The sequence below is a fragment of the Streptomyces sp. NPDC048481 genome (assembly GCF_043200075.1).
Lineage (GTDB): Bacteria > Actinomycetota > Actinomycetes > Streptomycetales > Streptomycetaceae > Streptomyces.
In genome coordinates this window covers 37,967-53,023 of the sequence record NZ_JBICXC010000003.1, presented here as the reverse complement: position 1 = coordinate 53,023, position 15,057 = coordinate 37,967, and the positions used below count along the sequence as shown (strand labels likewise).

Sequence of the window (15,057 nt, the reverse complement as noted above, 5' to 3'; positions counted from 1 at the left end):
CCCGCCCGGGGCGTCGGCGCCGACGTCAGGGGTCGTCACAGTCCCGCCGATCGTGCCTCGCCGAGGGCGGTGAGCCGGTCGCGGAGCCGTTCCGCCTCGGCCGGGTCCAGGCCCGGAATGGCCGCGTCGGTCGCCGCGGCCGCCGTGTGCAGCTGGACGCCGGCCAGCCCGAAGAAGCGCTCGACAGGGCCGGAGGTGACCTCGACGAGCTGCATGCGCCCGTACGGGACCACCGTCTCCTCCCGCCACAGCACCCCGCGGCTGATCAACAGGTCGTCGGCCCGCTCGGCGTACCGCCAGGAGCGCCAGTTGCGGCCGAGGAGCACCCAGCCCCAGCCGATGCCCGCCAGGGGCAGCAGTGCGAACGCCGCCCACGCGGGGGCGACGAGCAGTCCTAGCGGCAGTCCCACCGCGACGGCCGCGAGCCCCATCCACACCACCAGCAGCAGCCGCCGCATCCGCAGCAGACCCGCCGGCAGTCCGCTCCACTCCGGCGCGACCGCCGCCGGCTCCCCGCCCCCCGGGTTTCCCGGGCTCCCCGTTTCCATGGGGCCAGCGTACGTAGGGGAGACTGTCGCCATGACTCCTACGACGGAGACCACGGTCGGGATCGGCGGTGCCGCGGAGAGCACGGACATGGTGCTCAACATCGGCCCCCAGCATCCCTCCACGCACGGCGTGCTGCGGCTGCGGCTCGTGCTGGACGGCGAGCGCATCCGGCACGCGGAGCCGGTGATCGGCTACATGCACCGGGGCGCGGAGAAGCTGTTCGAGGCGCGCGACTACCGGCAGATCGTGATGCTGGCCAACCGCCACGACTGGCTGTCGGCGTTCTCCAACGAGCTGGGCGTGGTCCTCGCGGTGGAGCGGATGCTCGGCATGGAGGTCCCCGAGCGGGCCGTGTGGACGCGCACGCTGCTCGCCGAGCTGAACCGGGTGCTCAACCACCTGATGTTCCTCGGCTCGTATCCCCTGGAGCTGGGCGGCATCACGCCGGTCTTCTACGCCTTCCGCGAGCGCGAGGTGCTCCAGAACGTCATGGAGGAGGTCTCCGGCGGCCGCATGCACTACATGTTCAACCGCGTCGGCGGCCTCAAGGAGGACCTGCCGGCCGGCTGGACCTCCCGCGCACGGGAGGCCGTCGCCGCCGTGCGTTCCCGGATGGACGTGTACGACGACCTGGTGCTCGGCAACGAGATCTTCCGCGGGCGCACCCGCGACGTGGGCGTCCTCGCGCCGGAGCACGTGCACGCGTACGGCGTGAGCGGTCCCATCGCGCGCGGTTCGGGCGTCGACTTCGACCTGCGCAGGGATGAGCCCTACCTGGCGTACGGGGAGCTTCAGGACACGCTGAAGGTGGTGACCCGCACCGAGGGGGACTGCCTGGCGCGTTTCGAGTGCCTGCTGGAGCAGACGCACAACGCGCTCGACCTCGCGGACGCCTGCCTCGACCGCCTCGTCGACCTGCCGCCCGGACCGATCAACCAGCGGCTCCCGAAGGTCCTGAAGGCGCCCGAGGGGCACACGTACGCGTGGACCGAGAACCCTCTCGGCATCAACGGGTACTACCTCGTCAGCAAGGGCGAGAAGACCCCGTACCGGCTGAAGCTGCGCTCGGCGTCGTACAACAACATCCAGGCGCTCACCGAGCTGCTCCCGGGCACCCTGGTCGCGGACATGGTGGCGATCCTGGGGTCGATGTTCTTCGTTGTGGGCGACATCGACAAGTAACCCGCGCGCGGGACGGTGCGACGGCCGGGCGGCGGGACGGCCGGAGGGGCGAGCGGAGGGGCGTGGGCCGGGCGATTGCCGTCGGCCCGTCGGCGGGGGTCAGCCGGCGGTGGGCTCCCGGTCGTGTCCGGTGTCGAGCGGATCCGCGATCCCCACCGGCTGGAGCAGCCAGCCGAAGTCGCCCAGTCCGCCCCTGGCGGTCAGCTCGCAGGCCTCGGTGGCGCCCGCCAGGGCGCGCACGTACCCCGAGGGATCCGTGGCGGCGAGCGTGAGCGGGGGCCGCGCCCCGGAGACGCCCAGGGCGCGCAGCGCGTCGCGCTGGGCGAGCACCCGCGCGCGGGAGGCGACGGACCGGGCCGCCTCCGTCCTGGCCGCCGCCTGCGCCGTCCCCGTGGCAGCCGCCGCGCACGCGTCCAGGGCGACGTGGGCGGTCAGGTCGCAGGAACCGTCCGGGACGGGCGTCGTCTCGCGGCCCTCCCGGAACGCGGTGAGCGTCCCGAAGGGCGGGCGGGCGTCGGCGCGGTGCGCGTAGTCCACGGCCACCGCGAGCCCGCGGGCGACGCACGCCACCGCGGACGCCCACGCCGTGTCCCGCGGCAGCCCGATCTCCGCCCGCAGCCCTTCCTCGCCCGGCAGCGGCCACCATCGCGCGAGCCACCGGGCCTGCGCGCCGGAGACCGGCTCCCCGAGCCGCTCCGCGCCGTCGTCGCGGACGAGCACCAGACGCGGCACGCCCGCGGAATCGACCTCCGCGACGTCGAGCGGGACGTTGTCCAGCCACTCGTTGGCGAAGAGCAGCCCGGTGATCTCCCGGGGCGGCTCGGACCGCCACGCGATCCGGGGAGCCAGGCCCTCGGGTCGGCCGGCGATCTCGACCGCGCACACGCGTGTGCGGGCGGCGACGCCGGCGGGCATTGCCGCCAGCACGCCCTCGGCCAGCTCGCCCCGGCCGGCGGCCATGTCGACGAAGTCGAGCGACGCGGGCCGGCCCAGCGCCTCGTCGACCCGGCAGAGCAGCCGGGCCACGGCCTCGGCGAAGAGCGGCGAGGCGTGCACGGACGTGCGGAAGTGCCCCGCCGGCCCCTCGGGCCGCCGGTAGAAGCCGCCCCGCGCGTGAGCGCCGCGATCGTGCGGCGTGTCCGGACTGCCCTGCGCTCCCGCCCCGGCCCGCGCCTGCGCGCCGGACTGTGCGTCGGGCTGTGCGTCCGGGCCGTACAGGGCGTCCTGCATGGCCGCCCGCCAGCCGCGCCAGCGGCCCGTGCCGGTCACCTCGTCCACCGCCCGTCGTTCACCACTCGTTCAATGTAGGCGTACAGGTGATCACGGCATCCACCTTGCGGAGTACGCCCGCGCGGACCGGATCGGCCCTCCGGTTGACCCCTGCACGCATCGGGCTTCCCTACGCTGGGTTACGTGCAGCGCCTCTATGACTTCCTTCGCAGACACCCGACCAGGGTCGACGGCTTCTGGGCCCTCGTCCTGTTCGGGATCTCCGCCGCTGCCGGAACCGCCGGGCAGGACCGGGGCGGCACCGACTCCATGGCGCTGCTGATGCCCGTGGTCTTCCTGCTGTGCCTGGTCATCGCGTTGCGCCGGCGCATGCCCGAGCAGATGCTCGTGCTCGCCGCCGGGCTCGGGACGGCGCAGCTGGTGCTGAACGTCGGCGTCACGGCGGCGGACTTCGCGCTGCTGGTGATCGTCTACACGGTCGCGGCGACGGGCGCCCGCTGGGCCTCCCGCCTGGCCCTGGTCATGGCGCTGAGCGCGGCGACGCTGGCGCAGCTGCGCTGGCCGCACGAGAACGCGAGCGTGCCGGGCCAGGTGGCGGTCATCGTGTTCCAGACGGTGCCGTTCGCCCTGGCCTGGGTGCTCGGCGACTCCATCCGCACCCGTCGCGCCTACTTCGCCCAGCTGGAGGAGCGCGCGGCACGCCTGGAGAAGGAGCGCGAGGCGCAGTCGAAGGTCGCGGTGGCCGCCGAACGCGCCCGGATCGCGCGCGAGCTGCACGACGTCGTCGCGCACAACGTGTCGGTGATGGTGGTGCAGGCGGACGGCGCCGCCTACGTCCTCGACGCCGCGCCCGACCAGGCGCGCAAGGCGCTGGAGACGATCTCCTCCACCGGCCGCCAGGCGCTGGCCGAGATGCGGCGCCTGCTGGGCGTGCTGCGCACCGGTGAGCACCAGGAGAGCGGCGAGTACGTGCCGCAGCCGGACGTCGAGCAGATCGAGGACCTCGTCGAGCAGTGCCGCGGTTCGGGCCTGCCGGTGGACTTCAAGGTCGAGGGCACCGCGCGGCCGCTGCCCAGCGGCGTCGAGCTGACGGCGTACCGCATCGTGCAGGAGGCGCTGACGAACACCCGCAAGCACGGCGGACCGAACGCCGGCGCGAGCGTACGTCTGGTCTACTTCGACGACGGTCTGGGGCTGCTCGTGGAGGACGACGGCAAGGGCGCCCCGCACGAGCTGTACGAGGAGGGCGGCGCCGACGGCGCGGGCCACGGTCTGATCGGCATGCGCGAGCGGGTCGGCATGGTGGGCGGCACCCTGGACGCGGGGCCGCGGCCCGGCGGAGGATTCCGCATCAGCGCCCTGCTGCCGCTCAAACCGGCGCATTGACGCCCACGCGCGCCCCTGGTTGACACCTGTCACGCCCCGCGAAACAGACCAGATGACCAGAAGAGCCAGAAGAACCAGAAGCGAACGGAAGAGGACTCGATGGCGATCCGCGTGATGCTCGTCGACGACCAGGTGCTGCTGCGCACCGGGTTCCGGATGGTGCTCGCCGCCCAGCCGGACATGGAGGTCGTGGCCGAGGCGGGCGACGGCGTCGAGGCCTTGCAGGTGGTGCGCTCCACGCCGGTGGACGTCGTGCTGATGGACGTCCGCATGCCGAAGCTGGACGGCGTGGAGGCGACCCGGCGCATCTGCGCGGAGCCCGACGCGCCCAAGGTGCTGATCCTGACCACCTTCGACCTGGACGAGTACGCGTTCTCCGGGCTGAAGGCGGGCGCCTCCGGATTCATGCTCAAGGACGTGCCGCCGGGCGAGCTCCTGACCGCGATCCGTTCCGTGCACAGCGGCGACGCGGTGGTCGCCCCGTCCACCACCCGCCGTCTGCTGGACCGGTTCGCGCCGATGCTGCCGAGCACCGGCGGGGAGCCCCGGCACAAGGAGCTGGAGCGGCTGACGGAGCGCGAGCGCGAGGTCATGGTGCTCGTCGCCCAGGGGCTGTCCAACGGGGAGATCGCGGCCCGTCTGGTGCTGTCCGAGGCCACCGTGAAGACCCATGTGGGCCGCATCCTGACGAAGCTGGGGCTGCGCGACCGGGTCCAGGTCGTGGTCCTGGCGTACGAGACGGGACTCGTCCGCGCGGGCGGCCTGTGAACCGCCGGGAACGGGCCGTGCGCGGGAGCGGCGGCCACTAGGGTCTGCGCATGCTCCTGTGGATCAACGGCCCCTTCGGGGGCGGCAAGACACAGACCGCGCACGAGATACGGCGCCGGCTGCCGGGCAGCGTCGTCTGCGATCCCGAGCACGCCGGGTTCGGGCTGCGCCGGATGCTGCCGCCCGGCCTGCGCGGGGACTTCCAGGATCTGGCGGCGTGGCGGCAGGGCGTCGTCGAGGTCCTCGACCTCGCCCTGCGCGCGCACGACGGCGTGGTCATCGCCCCCATGACCGTCACCGATCCCCGGTACTTCGACGAGACCGTCGGCCGCCTGCGCGGACTCGGCCACGACGTGCGCCACTTCACCCTGCTCGCCGAACGGGAGACGGTCCTCAGGAGGCTGCGCGAGCGCGGCCCCGGGCACCTCCTCGGGTTCGCCCTGGGCAGGAACGCGGGGCTGCGCCGGGAGACCTGGGCCGTCCAACGGCTCGACCACTGCCTGGAGCGGCTGCGCGAGCCGGAGTTCGCCGAGCATCTGTGGACGGATCACACGAGCGTGCCGAGGACCGCCGACCGCATCGCTGTCCTGGCCGGGCTGACGCTCAGCCCCAACACGGAGGGCCCGCTGCGGACACGGCTGCGCCAGGCCGGGGTGGGCGTGCGGCACATCCGGTTCGACTGACCCCGGCGAGGCGGTCGGGCCTCAGCGGAGGATGCCTTCCAGGAAGTCGCTGCCCAGGCGGGCCACCACCGTCACGTCGAGCTGGTGCAGCACGTACCGGCCGCGTCTGCGCGTGGTCACCAGGCCCGCCTTCTTCAGGACGGTCAGGTGCCGGGATATCTCGGGCGCGCTCCTGCCGTGCACCTGGGCCAGCTCCGTCGTGGTGTACGCGCTGCGGGCCAGCAGCCGGCAGATCCGCATCCGGACGGGGTGGGACAGCGCCGTCATCCGCAGGGTCAGCTGCTCCACCGAAGGGGGCGAGGCCAGCTCGGGCGAGCCCACGGGGTAGTGCAGCACGGGCTGCCAGCCGTACCGGTGCAGCACCATGAGGTGCGGCCAGCCCAGGCTCGTGGGCACGAGCAGGAGACCGCCCTCGCCGGTGGAGGTGCGGCCGGAGACCAGCTTGTCGACGGTGATCCGCGTGCCGCTCTCGTCGAGGGAGACGGCCGACGACACCGAGGCGAGCGTCTCCGCCAGCCCCTTGTGGCGCAGGAGGTCCGTCTTGTGGCGGGCGTCGGCGGCCAGCGGGAGGCGCACCCGCGCCCAGACGTCGGCGAAGAACGCCTCGTCGCAGTCCTCCAGGAACTCCCGCAGCCAGCCACGCACGCGTGGGGGGTCGGCGAGGAGCCGCCGGGTGAACCGCACCTGCCGAGGCCCGCGCGTGGCGGCCAGGTCGAGCGCACGGCGGCACAGCTCGGGGTGGGCGAGCAGGGCCGGGCCCGGCAGGTCGTATCCGGGAGCGCAGGTGAACTCCAGCGCGGAGTCGACGAACTGTTCGTCCGTCAGCTTGTCCAGCAGGTCGAGTTCCTCGGCGAGCGAGGCTTTGGGGAGCGTGCCCCCGGGGATGCCCGCGTAGGGCAGGAAGAGGTCCGAGAACGTCGTCCGCCACAGGAAGTCGGCCTCGCACATCCGGTCGGCCAGGTGCGAGTCGAGCCGGGCGGTGACGGAGGTGACCCAGCCCTGAAGGCCGGGATGGTGGCCCGGCTCGGCCAGCGCGTGCAACGCCATGCCGAGCTCGGCCAGGGGCGAGGGCACGACGGCGACCCTCTCCGGCCGCAGCCCCGCGATGTCGATGCTCAGACTCATGCCCCCATGGTGCACCTCACCACCGACAACGCCGTCGCCGCTCGGGGGCCGCCGTCGACCGGCGACGGCGGGGCGTGCCCGGAGTGCCGCGCCCGTGGTGGCCGCCGTGCCCGAAGAGGACCGTGCCGCCTCCCACTCGGCCCGGCCTCGTTCGCCGGCGGGGCCTACCGGACGCCGGCCGCCCGGGCCGCCCGGGCCGCGAAGTCCGCGGCCGCCGCCCTCACGTCGTCCGCCGTCCAGCTCAGGCCGGCGGCGCGCACCGTGACCTCGGTGAAGGACAGTCCCGGCCCGCCGCGGTTCCAGGCCCCGGCGAACAGCATCGTGCCCGTCTCCTCCGCCTGCGCCACGGCCGCCTCGTCCGCCACGTCCGCCTCGTACGGCAGCCAGACCTGGAACTGGTGCGTGTGCGGGGCCTCGGGGTGCACGCGCGCCCACGGGACGTCCGCCCCGGCGAAGCCCTCGCGCAGGGCGGCGGCGACCACACGCGCGTGCGTCACGTACTCCGGCAGCCGGGGCAGCTCGCGGTCCAGGCCGACGAGCGCCGACAGCACGGTGGGGAACTGCTGGAAGACGGTGCCGCCGTAACGGTGCCGCCAGGCCTTCGCCTCCGCCACCAGGGTCTTCGGGCCGGCGAGGGCGGCGCCGCCGAAGCCGTCGAGGGACTTGTAGAACGACACGTAGACGCTGTCCGCGAGGTCCGCGATCTCCGACAGGGCGCGGCCGAAGTGCTGGGTGGTCTCCCACAGGCGTGCGCCGTCGAAGTGCACCACCGCGTCGCGCTCGCGTGCCGCCTCCACGACGTCGGTCAGCTCCTGCCACGTGGGGAGAACGAACCCGGCGTCCCGGAGAGGCAGCTCCAGCATGAGCGCGCCGAACGGCTCGTCGAAGGCGCGTATCTCCTCGGCCGTGGGCAGCCTGGGCTCGCGCGTCACCCGCACCGTGCGCAGGCCGCTCACGGCGCCGAAAGCGCCCCGCTCCCACACCTCGGGGTGGCTCAGGGCGTGCAGCGCGACGGTCGGGTCGCCGGTGCGGCCGGCCCAGCAGCGCAGGGCGACCTGCTGGGCCATCGTGCCGGTGGGGAAGAACGCGGCGGCCTCCGTCCCCAGCAGCCCGGCGACCCGCCCCTCCAGCGCCTCCACGACCCCGTCCCCGTAGACGTCCGCGGGTTCGTCGAGGTCGTGGACCTGGGGGGCGGCCTCCTGGAGCACCGCGAGCCGGTCCCGCAGCGTGCTCTGGAACCCGGCGCGCGACAGCACGCGCTCCGCCTTCCGGTGCGCGAGCGCCCGCCGCTCCCGCAGGCTCTGCCGTGCCGGCTGTTCCTCGCTGTGCTCCGCGGTGTACGTCATGCCCCGGATGATGCCGTGCGCCGGGGCCGCACGCGCACACGCGTGTGCCGTCCCGCCGCTCGGCCCCGGCGCGGAGGGCGGGCGCGACGGGTGGGAAAACCCACAGCCTGTGGACGACCGGGGCCCGCCGGAACAGATCGCGTTAACATGACGAGAAATCGTCCGGTACCCGGAGCGGACTGGAACGGAAGGCCGCCGTCGAGTGAGTACACCCCAACAGCCAGACCCCAGGGACCGCCCCGCGCGGCTCGCCGTCGGCGTCGTCGGCGCGGGCCGGGTCGGGCCCGCCCTGGCCGCGTCGCTGCAACTCGCCGGGCACCGGCCCGTCGCCGTCTCGGGCGTCTCGGACGCCTCCAGGCGGCGAGCGGCGCTCCTGCTGCCCGACGTGCCCCTGGTGCCGCCCGCCGAGGTCCTCCAGCGGGCGGACCTGGTGCTGCTCACCGTCCCCGACGACGCCCTGCCGGGACTCGTGGAGGGCCTCGCCGACACCGGGGCGGTACGGCCAGGCCAGCTCCTCGCGCACACCTCCGGGCGCTTCGGCGCGAAGGTCCTCGACCCCGCCCTGCGCGCGGGCGCCCTGCCGCTGGCCCTGCACCCGGCGATGACGTTCACGGGCACCCCCGTGGACGTCCAGCGGCTGGCAGGCTGCTCCTTCGGCGTCACCGCGCCCGAGGAGCTGCGGCTGGCCGCCGAGGCGCTCGTGATCGAGATGGGCGGCGAGCCGGAGTGGATCGCCGAGGAGAGCCGGCCGCTCTACCACGCCGCTCTCGCCCTGGGCGCCAACCACCTGGTCACCCTGGTCGCCCAGTCCATGGAACTGCTGCGCGCGGCCGGCGTCGAGGCTCCCGACCGGATGCTCGGCCCGCTCCTCGGCGCCGCCCTGGACAACGCCCTGCGCTCCGGCGACGGCGCGCTCACCGGCCCCGTCGCGCGCGGGGACGCCGGCACGGTCGCCGCCCACGTCGCCGAACTGCGCGCGCACGCCCCGCAGACCGTCGCGGGCTACCTGGCGATGGCCCGCGCGACCGCCGACCGCGCGCTCGCCCACGGGCTGCTCAAGCCCGAACTGGCCGAGGACCTCCTCGGGGTGCTCGCCGACGAGGCCCACCCGGCCCCCCGGCCGCCCGGCGCGTCAGGCACAACCGGCACAACCGGCACAACCGGTATCGACGGCACGGACGGCGTCGACGGCGTCGACGGCAATGACGGCACCGAAGGAGAAGCGGGATGACCACCGCCCTGCTGCGCACCGCCGGCGAACTCCGCGCACGCGCGCGTGACGGCCGCCGGGCCGTCGTGATGACGATGGGCGCCCTGCACGAAGGACACGCCACCCTCGTGCGCACCGCCCGCGAACTGGCCGGGCCGGACGGCGAGGTCGTCGTCACGGTCTTCGTCAACCCGCTGCAGTTCGGCCAGGGCGAGGACCTCGACCGCTACCCCCGCACCCTCGACGCCGACCTCAAGGTCGCCGAACTGGCGGGCGCGGACGTCGTGTTCGCCCCTTCCGCGGACGAGGTCTACCCCGGCGGCGAGCCCCAGGTCCGCATCACCGCGGGCCCGATGGGCGAGCGCCTGGAAGGCCGCTCCCGCCCCGGGCACTTCGACGGCATGCTGACGGTCGTCGCGAAGCTGCTGCACCTCACCCGCCCCGACACGGCGCTGTTCGGGCAGAAGGACGCCCAGCAGCTCGCCCTGATCCGCCGCATGGTGCGGGATCTCGACTTCGGCGTGGAGATCGTCGCGGTGCCCACCGTGCGCGAGGAGGACGGGCTCGCCCTGTCCAGCCGCAACCGCTATCTGTCCGCCGCGGAACGGCGCACCGCGCTCGCGCTGTCCCAGGCGCTCTTCGCGGGCCGCGACCGGCACGCCGCGCAGGAGGCGCTGCGGGCCCGCGCGCGGGAGGTGCCCGCCACCCACGCGCGCGCCGAGGCCCTCAGCGCCCTCGGGGAGTCGCGCGCCGCCGCCGACGCGCACGCCGTCGCCAAGGCCGCCCCCGGCGACCCGGCGGGCGTCCGCGCGGCCGCCCGCGCGGTCCTCGACGAGGCCGCCCGCCTCGTCCCACGGCTCGAACTGGACTACCTCGCGCTCGTCGACCCGTCCGACTTCACCGAGATCGAGGACGGCTTCACCGGCGAGGCCGTCCTCGCCGTCGCCGCCCGGGTCGGCGCGACCCGGCTGATCGACAACCTCCCCCTCACCTTCGGAGCCGCCTCGTGACCAGCACAGGCATACGACTGCACGCGCCCGCGCCCGGGTGGAACATCGACGCGGACGTCGTGGTCGTCGGCTCCGGCGTGGCCGGCCTGACCGCCGCCCTGCGCTGCGAGGCCGCCGGCCTGACGACGGTCGTCGTCACCAAGGCCCGCCTCGACGACGGCTCCACGCGCTGGGCGCAGGGCGGCATAGCCGCGGCCCTGGGCGAGGGCGACACGCCCGAACAGCACCTGGACGACACCCTCGTGGCGGGCGTGGGTCTGTGCGACGAGGAGGCCGTGCGGATCCTGGTCACCGAGGGCCCCGACGCGGTGCGCCGGCTGATCGCGACCGGCGCGCACTTCGACGAGTCCGAGGAAGGCGGCCTGGAGCTGACCCGCGAGGGCGGTCATCACCGTCGTCGCATCGCGCACGCGGGCGGTGACGCGACCGGCGCGGAGATCTCCCGCGCGCTCGTCGAGGCGGTCCGCGCGCGGGGCATGCGCACCGTCGAGAACGCGCTCGTCCTGGACCTCCTCACGGACGCCGACGGCCGCACCGCGGGCGTGACCCTGCACGTCATGGGCGAGGGCCAGCACGACGGCGTGGGGGCCGTGCACGCCCCCGCGGTCGTCCTCGCGACCGGCGGCATGGGCCAGGTGTTCTCCGCCACCACCAACCCGTCGGTGTCCACCGGCGACGGCGTGGCGCTCGCGCTGCGGGCCGGCGCGGAGGTCTCCGACCTGGAGTTCGTCCAGTTCCACCCGACGGTGCTGTTCCTCGGCGCGGACGCGGAGGGCCAGCAGCCCCTCGTCTCCGAGGCGGTGCGCGGCGAAGGCGCCCACCTGGTCGACGCGGACGGCGTGCGCTTCATGGTCGGGCAGCACGAGCTCGCCGAACTCGCCCCGCGGGACATCGTCGCCAAGGGCATCATGCGGCGCATGCAGGAGCAGGACGCCGAGCACATGTTCCTGGACGCCCGGCACTTCGGCGCGGCCATGTGGGAGCACCGCTTCCCGACGATCCTGGCCGCCTGCCGCGCCCACGGCATCGACCCGGTCACCGAGCCCGTCCCGGTCGCCCCGGCCGCCCACTACGCGTCCGGGGGCGTGCGCACCGACTCCCACGGCCGCACCACCGTGCCCGGGCTGTACGCGTGCGGGGAGGTCGCCTGCACCGGTGTGCACGGCGCGAACCGCCTCGCGTCGAACTCCCTCCTGGAGGGCCTCGTCTACGCGGAGCGCATCGTGGCCGACATCGCCGCGAGCCGGGCCGGCGACGCGCTGCGCGCGCGGGTGCCCGCGCCCGTCGAGCACCCCGCGCGTCCGGCGCACCCGCTGCTCGCCCCCGAGGCCCGCTTCGCCATCCAGCGCGTGATGACCGACGGGGCCGGCGTCCTGCGCTCCGCCGGGTCCCTGGAGAAGGCCGCCGACCAGTTGCAGCGACTGCACTCCGAGGCCCGCGACGCCCTGGACGAGAACGGCAAGACGGCCGAGCCCGGGGTAGACACCTGGGAGGCCACCAACCTCCTGTGCGTCGCGCGCGTGCTGGTCGCCGCCGCCCGGCAGCGCGAGGAGACCCGCGGCTGCCACTGGCGCGAGGACCACGCCGAGCGCGACGACGCGAACTGGCGCCGCCACATCGTCGTGCGACTGAATCCGGACCGCACGCTCGCCGTGCACACCACCGATACCGCAGACTTCCCCCCGACCCGGCAGCACCACCAGGAGCAGTGACAGACGTGAGCACCCCCGACCTTCCCCTCGCCCGGAGCGGCGGCTGCGGCGACGCCTGTGCCTGCGGCGCCGACACGGACGCCGAACTCACCGAAGAAGGACACGCCGCCCACCTGGAGTGCGGGCTCGATCCCGCGCTCGCCCGGCTCCTGTCCGAGGCCGGGCTCGACCCGGTCGAGGTGGAGGACATCGCCAACGTCGCGATCGGCGAGGACCTGGCCCACGGCGTCGACGTGACGACCGTCGCGACCATCCCCGAGGACGCGGTCGCCACCGCCGACTTCACCGCGCGCGAGGCCGGCGTGGTCGCGGGCCTGAGGATCGCCGAGGCCGTCGTCTCGGTCGTCTGCACGGAGGAGTTCGAGGTCGAGCGGCACGTCGAGGACGGCGACCGCGTGGAGGCCGGGCAGCCGCTGCTGTCGGTCACCACGCGCACGCGTGACCTCCTCACCGCCGAACGCAGCGCGCTCAACCTGCTGTGCCGCCTGTCCGGCATCGCCACCGCCACGCGCGCGTGGGCCGACGTCCTGGAAGGCACCCGCGCGCGCGTGCGGGACACCCGCAAGACGACGCCCGGCCTGCGCTCGCTGGAGAAGTTCGCCGTCCGCTGCGGCGGCGGCGTCAACCACCGGATGTCGCTGTCCGACGCGGCCCTGGTCAAGGACAACCACGTGGTCGCCGCGGGCGGCGTCGCGCAGGCCTTCGAGGCCGTCCGGGAGGCGTTCCCGGACGTGCCGATCGAGGTCGAGGTCGACACCCTGCACCAGCTGCGCGAGGTGCTCGACGCCGGCGCCGACCTGATCCTCCTGGACAACTTCACCCCCGGTGAGTGCGAGGAGGCCGTGGGCATCGTCGGCGGGCGGGCCCTGCTGGAGGCGTCGGGCCGGCTGACCCTGGACAACGCCAAGGCGTACGCCGACACCGGCGTGGACTTCCTCGCCGTCGGGGCGCTGACGCACTCCTCGCCGATCCTGGACATCGGTCTGGATCTGCGAGCGGCTGAGTAGGAACGGGAACCGGCCATGCTGCTGACGATCGACGTGGGCAACACGCACACCGTGCTCGGCCTGTTCGACGGTGAGGACATCGTCGAGCACTGGCGCATCTCCACCGACTCGCGCCGCACCGCGGACGAACTCGCCGTGCTCCTCCAGGGCCTGATGGGCATGCACCCGCTCCTCGGGGACGAGCTGGGCGACGGCATCGACGGGATCGCGATCTGCGCGACCGTGCCCTCGGTGCTGCACGAACTGCGCGAGGTGACGCGCCGGTACTACGGCGACGTGCCCGCCGTGCTCGTCGAACCCGGCGTGAAGACGGGCGTGCCGATCCTGTTCGACAACCCCAAGGAGGTCGGCGCCGACCGCATCATCAACGCCGTCGCGGCCAACGAGCTCTACGGCGGCCCGGCGATCGTCGTCGACTTCGGGACGGCCACCACGTTCGACGCGGTCAGCGCGCGCGGGGAGTACGTCGGCGGCGTCATCGCCCCCGGCATCGAGATCTCCGTGGAGGCGCTCGGCGTGAAGGCCGCGCAGCTGCGCAAGATCGAGGTGGCCCGCCCGCGCAGCGTGATCGGCAAGAACACCGTCGAGGCCATGCAGTCCGGGATCGTCTACGGGTTCGCCGGCCAGGTCGACGGCGTGGTGACCCGGATGGCCCGCGAGCTGGCGGACGACCCGGACGAGGTCACGGTGATCGCGACGGGCGGGCTGGCGCCGATGGTGCTCGGCGAGTCCTCGGTGATCGACGAACACGAGCCGTGGCTGACCCTGATCGGCCTGCGCCTGGTGTACGAACGCAACGTCTCGCGCATGTGAGCCGTCCGCGTCCCCCACGCGCGGGAGACGCGGACGACGGCGCCGGCCCGCGCCGCCGGGCGGCCGGATCCGGCGCTCCGCCTCGGGCAGCCGGGCCCGGACCCGGAGCGAGGTCCCGGCCGCTCCCACGCAGGGCGGCGGGTGGCGGCGCGTGACGGCCGGTGGGCCATCGGGGGGTGAGCGGTGGGCCACCAGGGCGGATCCTGGCGCGCCGCGTCCGATCTCCATGTCTCATTTGTCTGATTAGCGCGTATCGTCGCCGCATGCCCACGCCATACGGATCCCGCGGCGGCCTGGCGTTCGGCGCGGAGGAGCTGCGTGTGCTCCGCCGCGCCCTCGCCATCGCCCTCCACCCCGGCCCCGTCACCGCCGAGGACGTCCAGGACTGCCATCGCCTCGCCGAGTCGCTCGACGAGGCGATGGGCGAGGCCGCCCGGCTGCGGGCCTTCCTGGTGGCCGACCTCGGCCGGTACCGCGCAGCCCTCCCCGGCACCGCCGCCGGCTACCTCACCCTTCTGGAGGAGGTGCTGGCCACCGGCCACCTCCCCGAGCCGGACGACCTAGCCGCGCTGCGCGCCCTGCGCGGCAATCCCACGGCAGCGGCCCTCCTGGACCGCTGCCAGGCTCTCGCCGAGCAGGACGTACGCGCCCGTCTGGCGAGCCGGGCGGCCCGCCGGGCCGCATCGGCCGTCCCCACCGTCCCGGCGTCCCGTACGCACCTCCAGGCCCTTCCCGGGGGCCTTTCCGCGGCACGCCGCCCCGCCCTCGCCCCGGCCGTCGCCGGGGCCGAGGGAGCGGCGGCCGGGGAGCCGGGGAAGAAGCCCGCGCCCCGGAAGGAACCCGCCGAGAAGCCGGCCGCCCCCGCGCCGGGTCCGGGACCGGTACCGGTCAAGCCCGGCTCCGAGCCGGCCCGCCGGCCCGTCCCCACTCCCGGCGAGGTCTTCCCGCGGCGCAAACCGGCCCCGCCGCCCGCCGACGCGCGGCAGCACCGGCTGGCCGTCGGCTGACCGGGCCGCAACCCCGCCCGAAGATCCGG

General features: G+C 74.6%; 14 protein-coding genes. 10 read left to right on the top strand and 4 right to left on the bottom strand.

Annotated elements, in window-relative coordinates; all coding sequences use genetic code 11:
- Nucleotides 1-35: 35 nt before the first annotated feature.
- A complete protein-coding gene (locus ACGFSH_RS10890) occupies nt 36-548 on the bottom strand; it encodes a PH domain-containing protein (RefSeq protein WP_393347079.1) in 513 nt (170 codons plus the stop codon).
- Between the two features lie 31 nt (nt 549-579).
- Between ACGFSH_RS10890 and ACGFSH_RS10885 the strand changes: the two genes are divergently transcribed.
- The gene (locus tag ACGFSH_RS10885; RefSeq protein WP_351360248.1) at nt 580-1,731 is read left to right on the top strand and encodes an NADH-quinone oxidoreductase subunit D; all 1,152 of its coding nucleotides are present in this window, start codon (nt 580-582) and stop codon (nt 1,729-1,731) included.
- Nucleotides 1,732-1,830: 99 nt separating this feature from the next.
- Here ACGFSH_RS10885 and ACGFSH_RS10880 read toward each other — a convergent pair whose 3' ends face one another.
- Nucleotides 1,831-2,961 (bottom strand): SAM-dependent methyltransferase, encoded by a 1,131-nt coding sequence (locus ACGFSH_RS10880; protein ID WP_393348082.1) that lies wholly within the window; start codon nt 2,959-2,961, stop codon nt 1,831-1,833.
- A 183-nt stretch (nt 2,962-3,144) separates the two neighbouring features.
- On the opposite strand from ACGFSH_RS10880, the gene ACGFSH_RS10875 reads away from it, so the two are divergent.
- The 3 genes from ACGFSH_RS10875 (at nt 3,145) to ACGFSH_RS10865 (ending at nt 5,798) form a co-directional block, all read left to right on the top strand.
- Entirely contained in the window at nt 3,145-4,347 is a 1,203-nt protein-coding gene (locus ACGFSH_RS10875) for a sensor histidine kinase (RefSeq protein ID WP_393347077.1), read from the top strand.
- 99 nt (nt 4,348-4,446) lie between these two features.
- Nucleotides 4,447-5,115 (top strand): response regulator, encoded by a 669-nt coding sequence (locus ACGFSH_RS10870; protein WP_393347075.1) that lies wholly within the window; start codon nt 4,447-4,449, stop codon nt 5,113-5,115.
- Between the two features lie 50 nt (nt 5,116-5,165).
- A complete protein-coding gene (locus ACGFSH_RS10865; RefSeq protein WP_393347073.1) occupies nt 5,166-5,798 on the top strand; it encodes an AAA family ATPase in 633 nt (210 codons plus the stop codon).
- A 21-nt stretch (nt 5,799-5,819) separates the two neighbouring features.
- On the opposite strand, the gene ACGFSH_RS10860 is transcribed toward ACGFSH_RS10865, so the two are convergent.
- Together ACGFSH_RS10860 and ACGFSH_RS10855 are read right to left on the bottom strand one after the other, a co-directional pair.
- On the bottom strand, nt 5,820-6,923 hold the full coding sequence (locus tag ACGFSH_RS10860; RefSeq protein ID WP_393347072.1) for a DUF5937 family protein: 1,104 nt from the start codon (nt 6,921-6,923) through the stop codon (nt 5,820-5,822).
- Nucleotides 6,924-7,087: 164 nt separating this feature from the next.
- Nucleotides 7,088-8,269: a threonine aldolase family protein gene (locus tag ACGFSH_RS10855; RefSeq protein WP_393347070.1), complete on the bottom strand. Its 1,182-nt coding sequence runs from the start codon at nt 8,267-8,269 to the stop codon at nt 7,088-7,090.
- A 202-nt stretch (nt 8,270-8,471) separates the two neighbouring features.
- Here ACGFSH_RS10855 and ACGFSH_RS10850 point away from each other — a divergent pair, with 202 nt between their 5' ends.
- The 6 genes from ACGFSH_RS10850 to ACGFSH_RS10825 all read left to right on the top strand — a co-directional run bounded on the left by ACGFSH_RS10850 (nt 8,472) and on the right by ACGFSH_RS10825 (nt 15,028).
- Nucleotides 8,472-9,500 (top strand): Rossmann-like and DUF2520 domain-containing protein, encoded by a 1,029-nt coding sequence (locus ACGFSH_RS10850; RefSeq protein WP_393347068.1) that lies wholly within the window; start codon nt 8,472-8,474, stop codon nt 9,498-9,500.
- Nucleotides 9,497-10,489: a pantoate--beta-alanine ligase gene (panC, locus tag ACGFSH_RS10845; RefSeq protein ID WP_393347066.1), complete on the top strand. Its 993-nt coding sequence runs from the start codon at nt 9,497-9,499 to the stop codon at nt 10,487-10,489. The genes ACGFSH_RS10850 and panC overlap by 4 nt, the downstream gene beginning before the upstream one ends.
- Entirely contained in the window at nt 10,486-12,201 is a 1,716-nt protein-coding gene (locus ACGFSH_RS10840) for an L-aspartate oxidase (protein ID WP_393347064.1), read from the top strand. The genes panC and ACGFSH_RS10840 overlap by 4 nt, the downstream gene beginning before the upstream one ends.
- Nucleotides 12,202-12,206: 5 nt before the next feature.
- Nucleotides 12,207-13,208: a carboxylating nicotinate-nucleotide diphosphorylase gene (gene nadC, locus ACGFSH_RS10835; protein ID WP_393347063.1), complete on the top strand. Its 1,002-nt coding sequence runs from the start codon at nt 12,207-12,209 to the stop codon at nt 13,206-13,208.
- A 15-nt stretch (nt 13,209-13,223) separates the two neighbouring features.
- Complete coding sequence (locus ACGFSH_RS10830; protein ID WP_329412365.1) at nt 13,224-14,021, top strand: type III pantothenate kinase; 798 nt, start codon at nt 13,224-13,226, stop codon at nt 14,019-14,021.
- 293 nt (nt 14,022-14,314) lie between these two features.
- Entirely contained in the window at nt 14,315-15,028 is a 714-nt protein-coding gene (locus ACGFSH_RS10825; RefSeq protein ID WP_393348080.1) for a hypothetical protein, read from the top strand.
- Nucleotides 15,029-15,057: the final 29 nt, after the last annotated feature.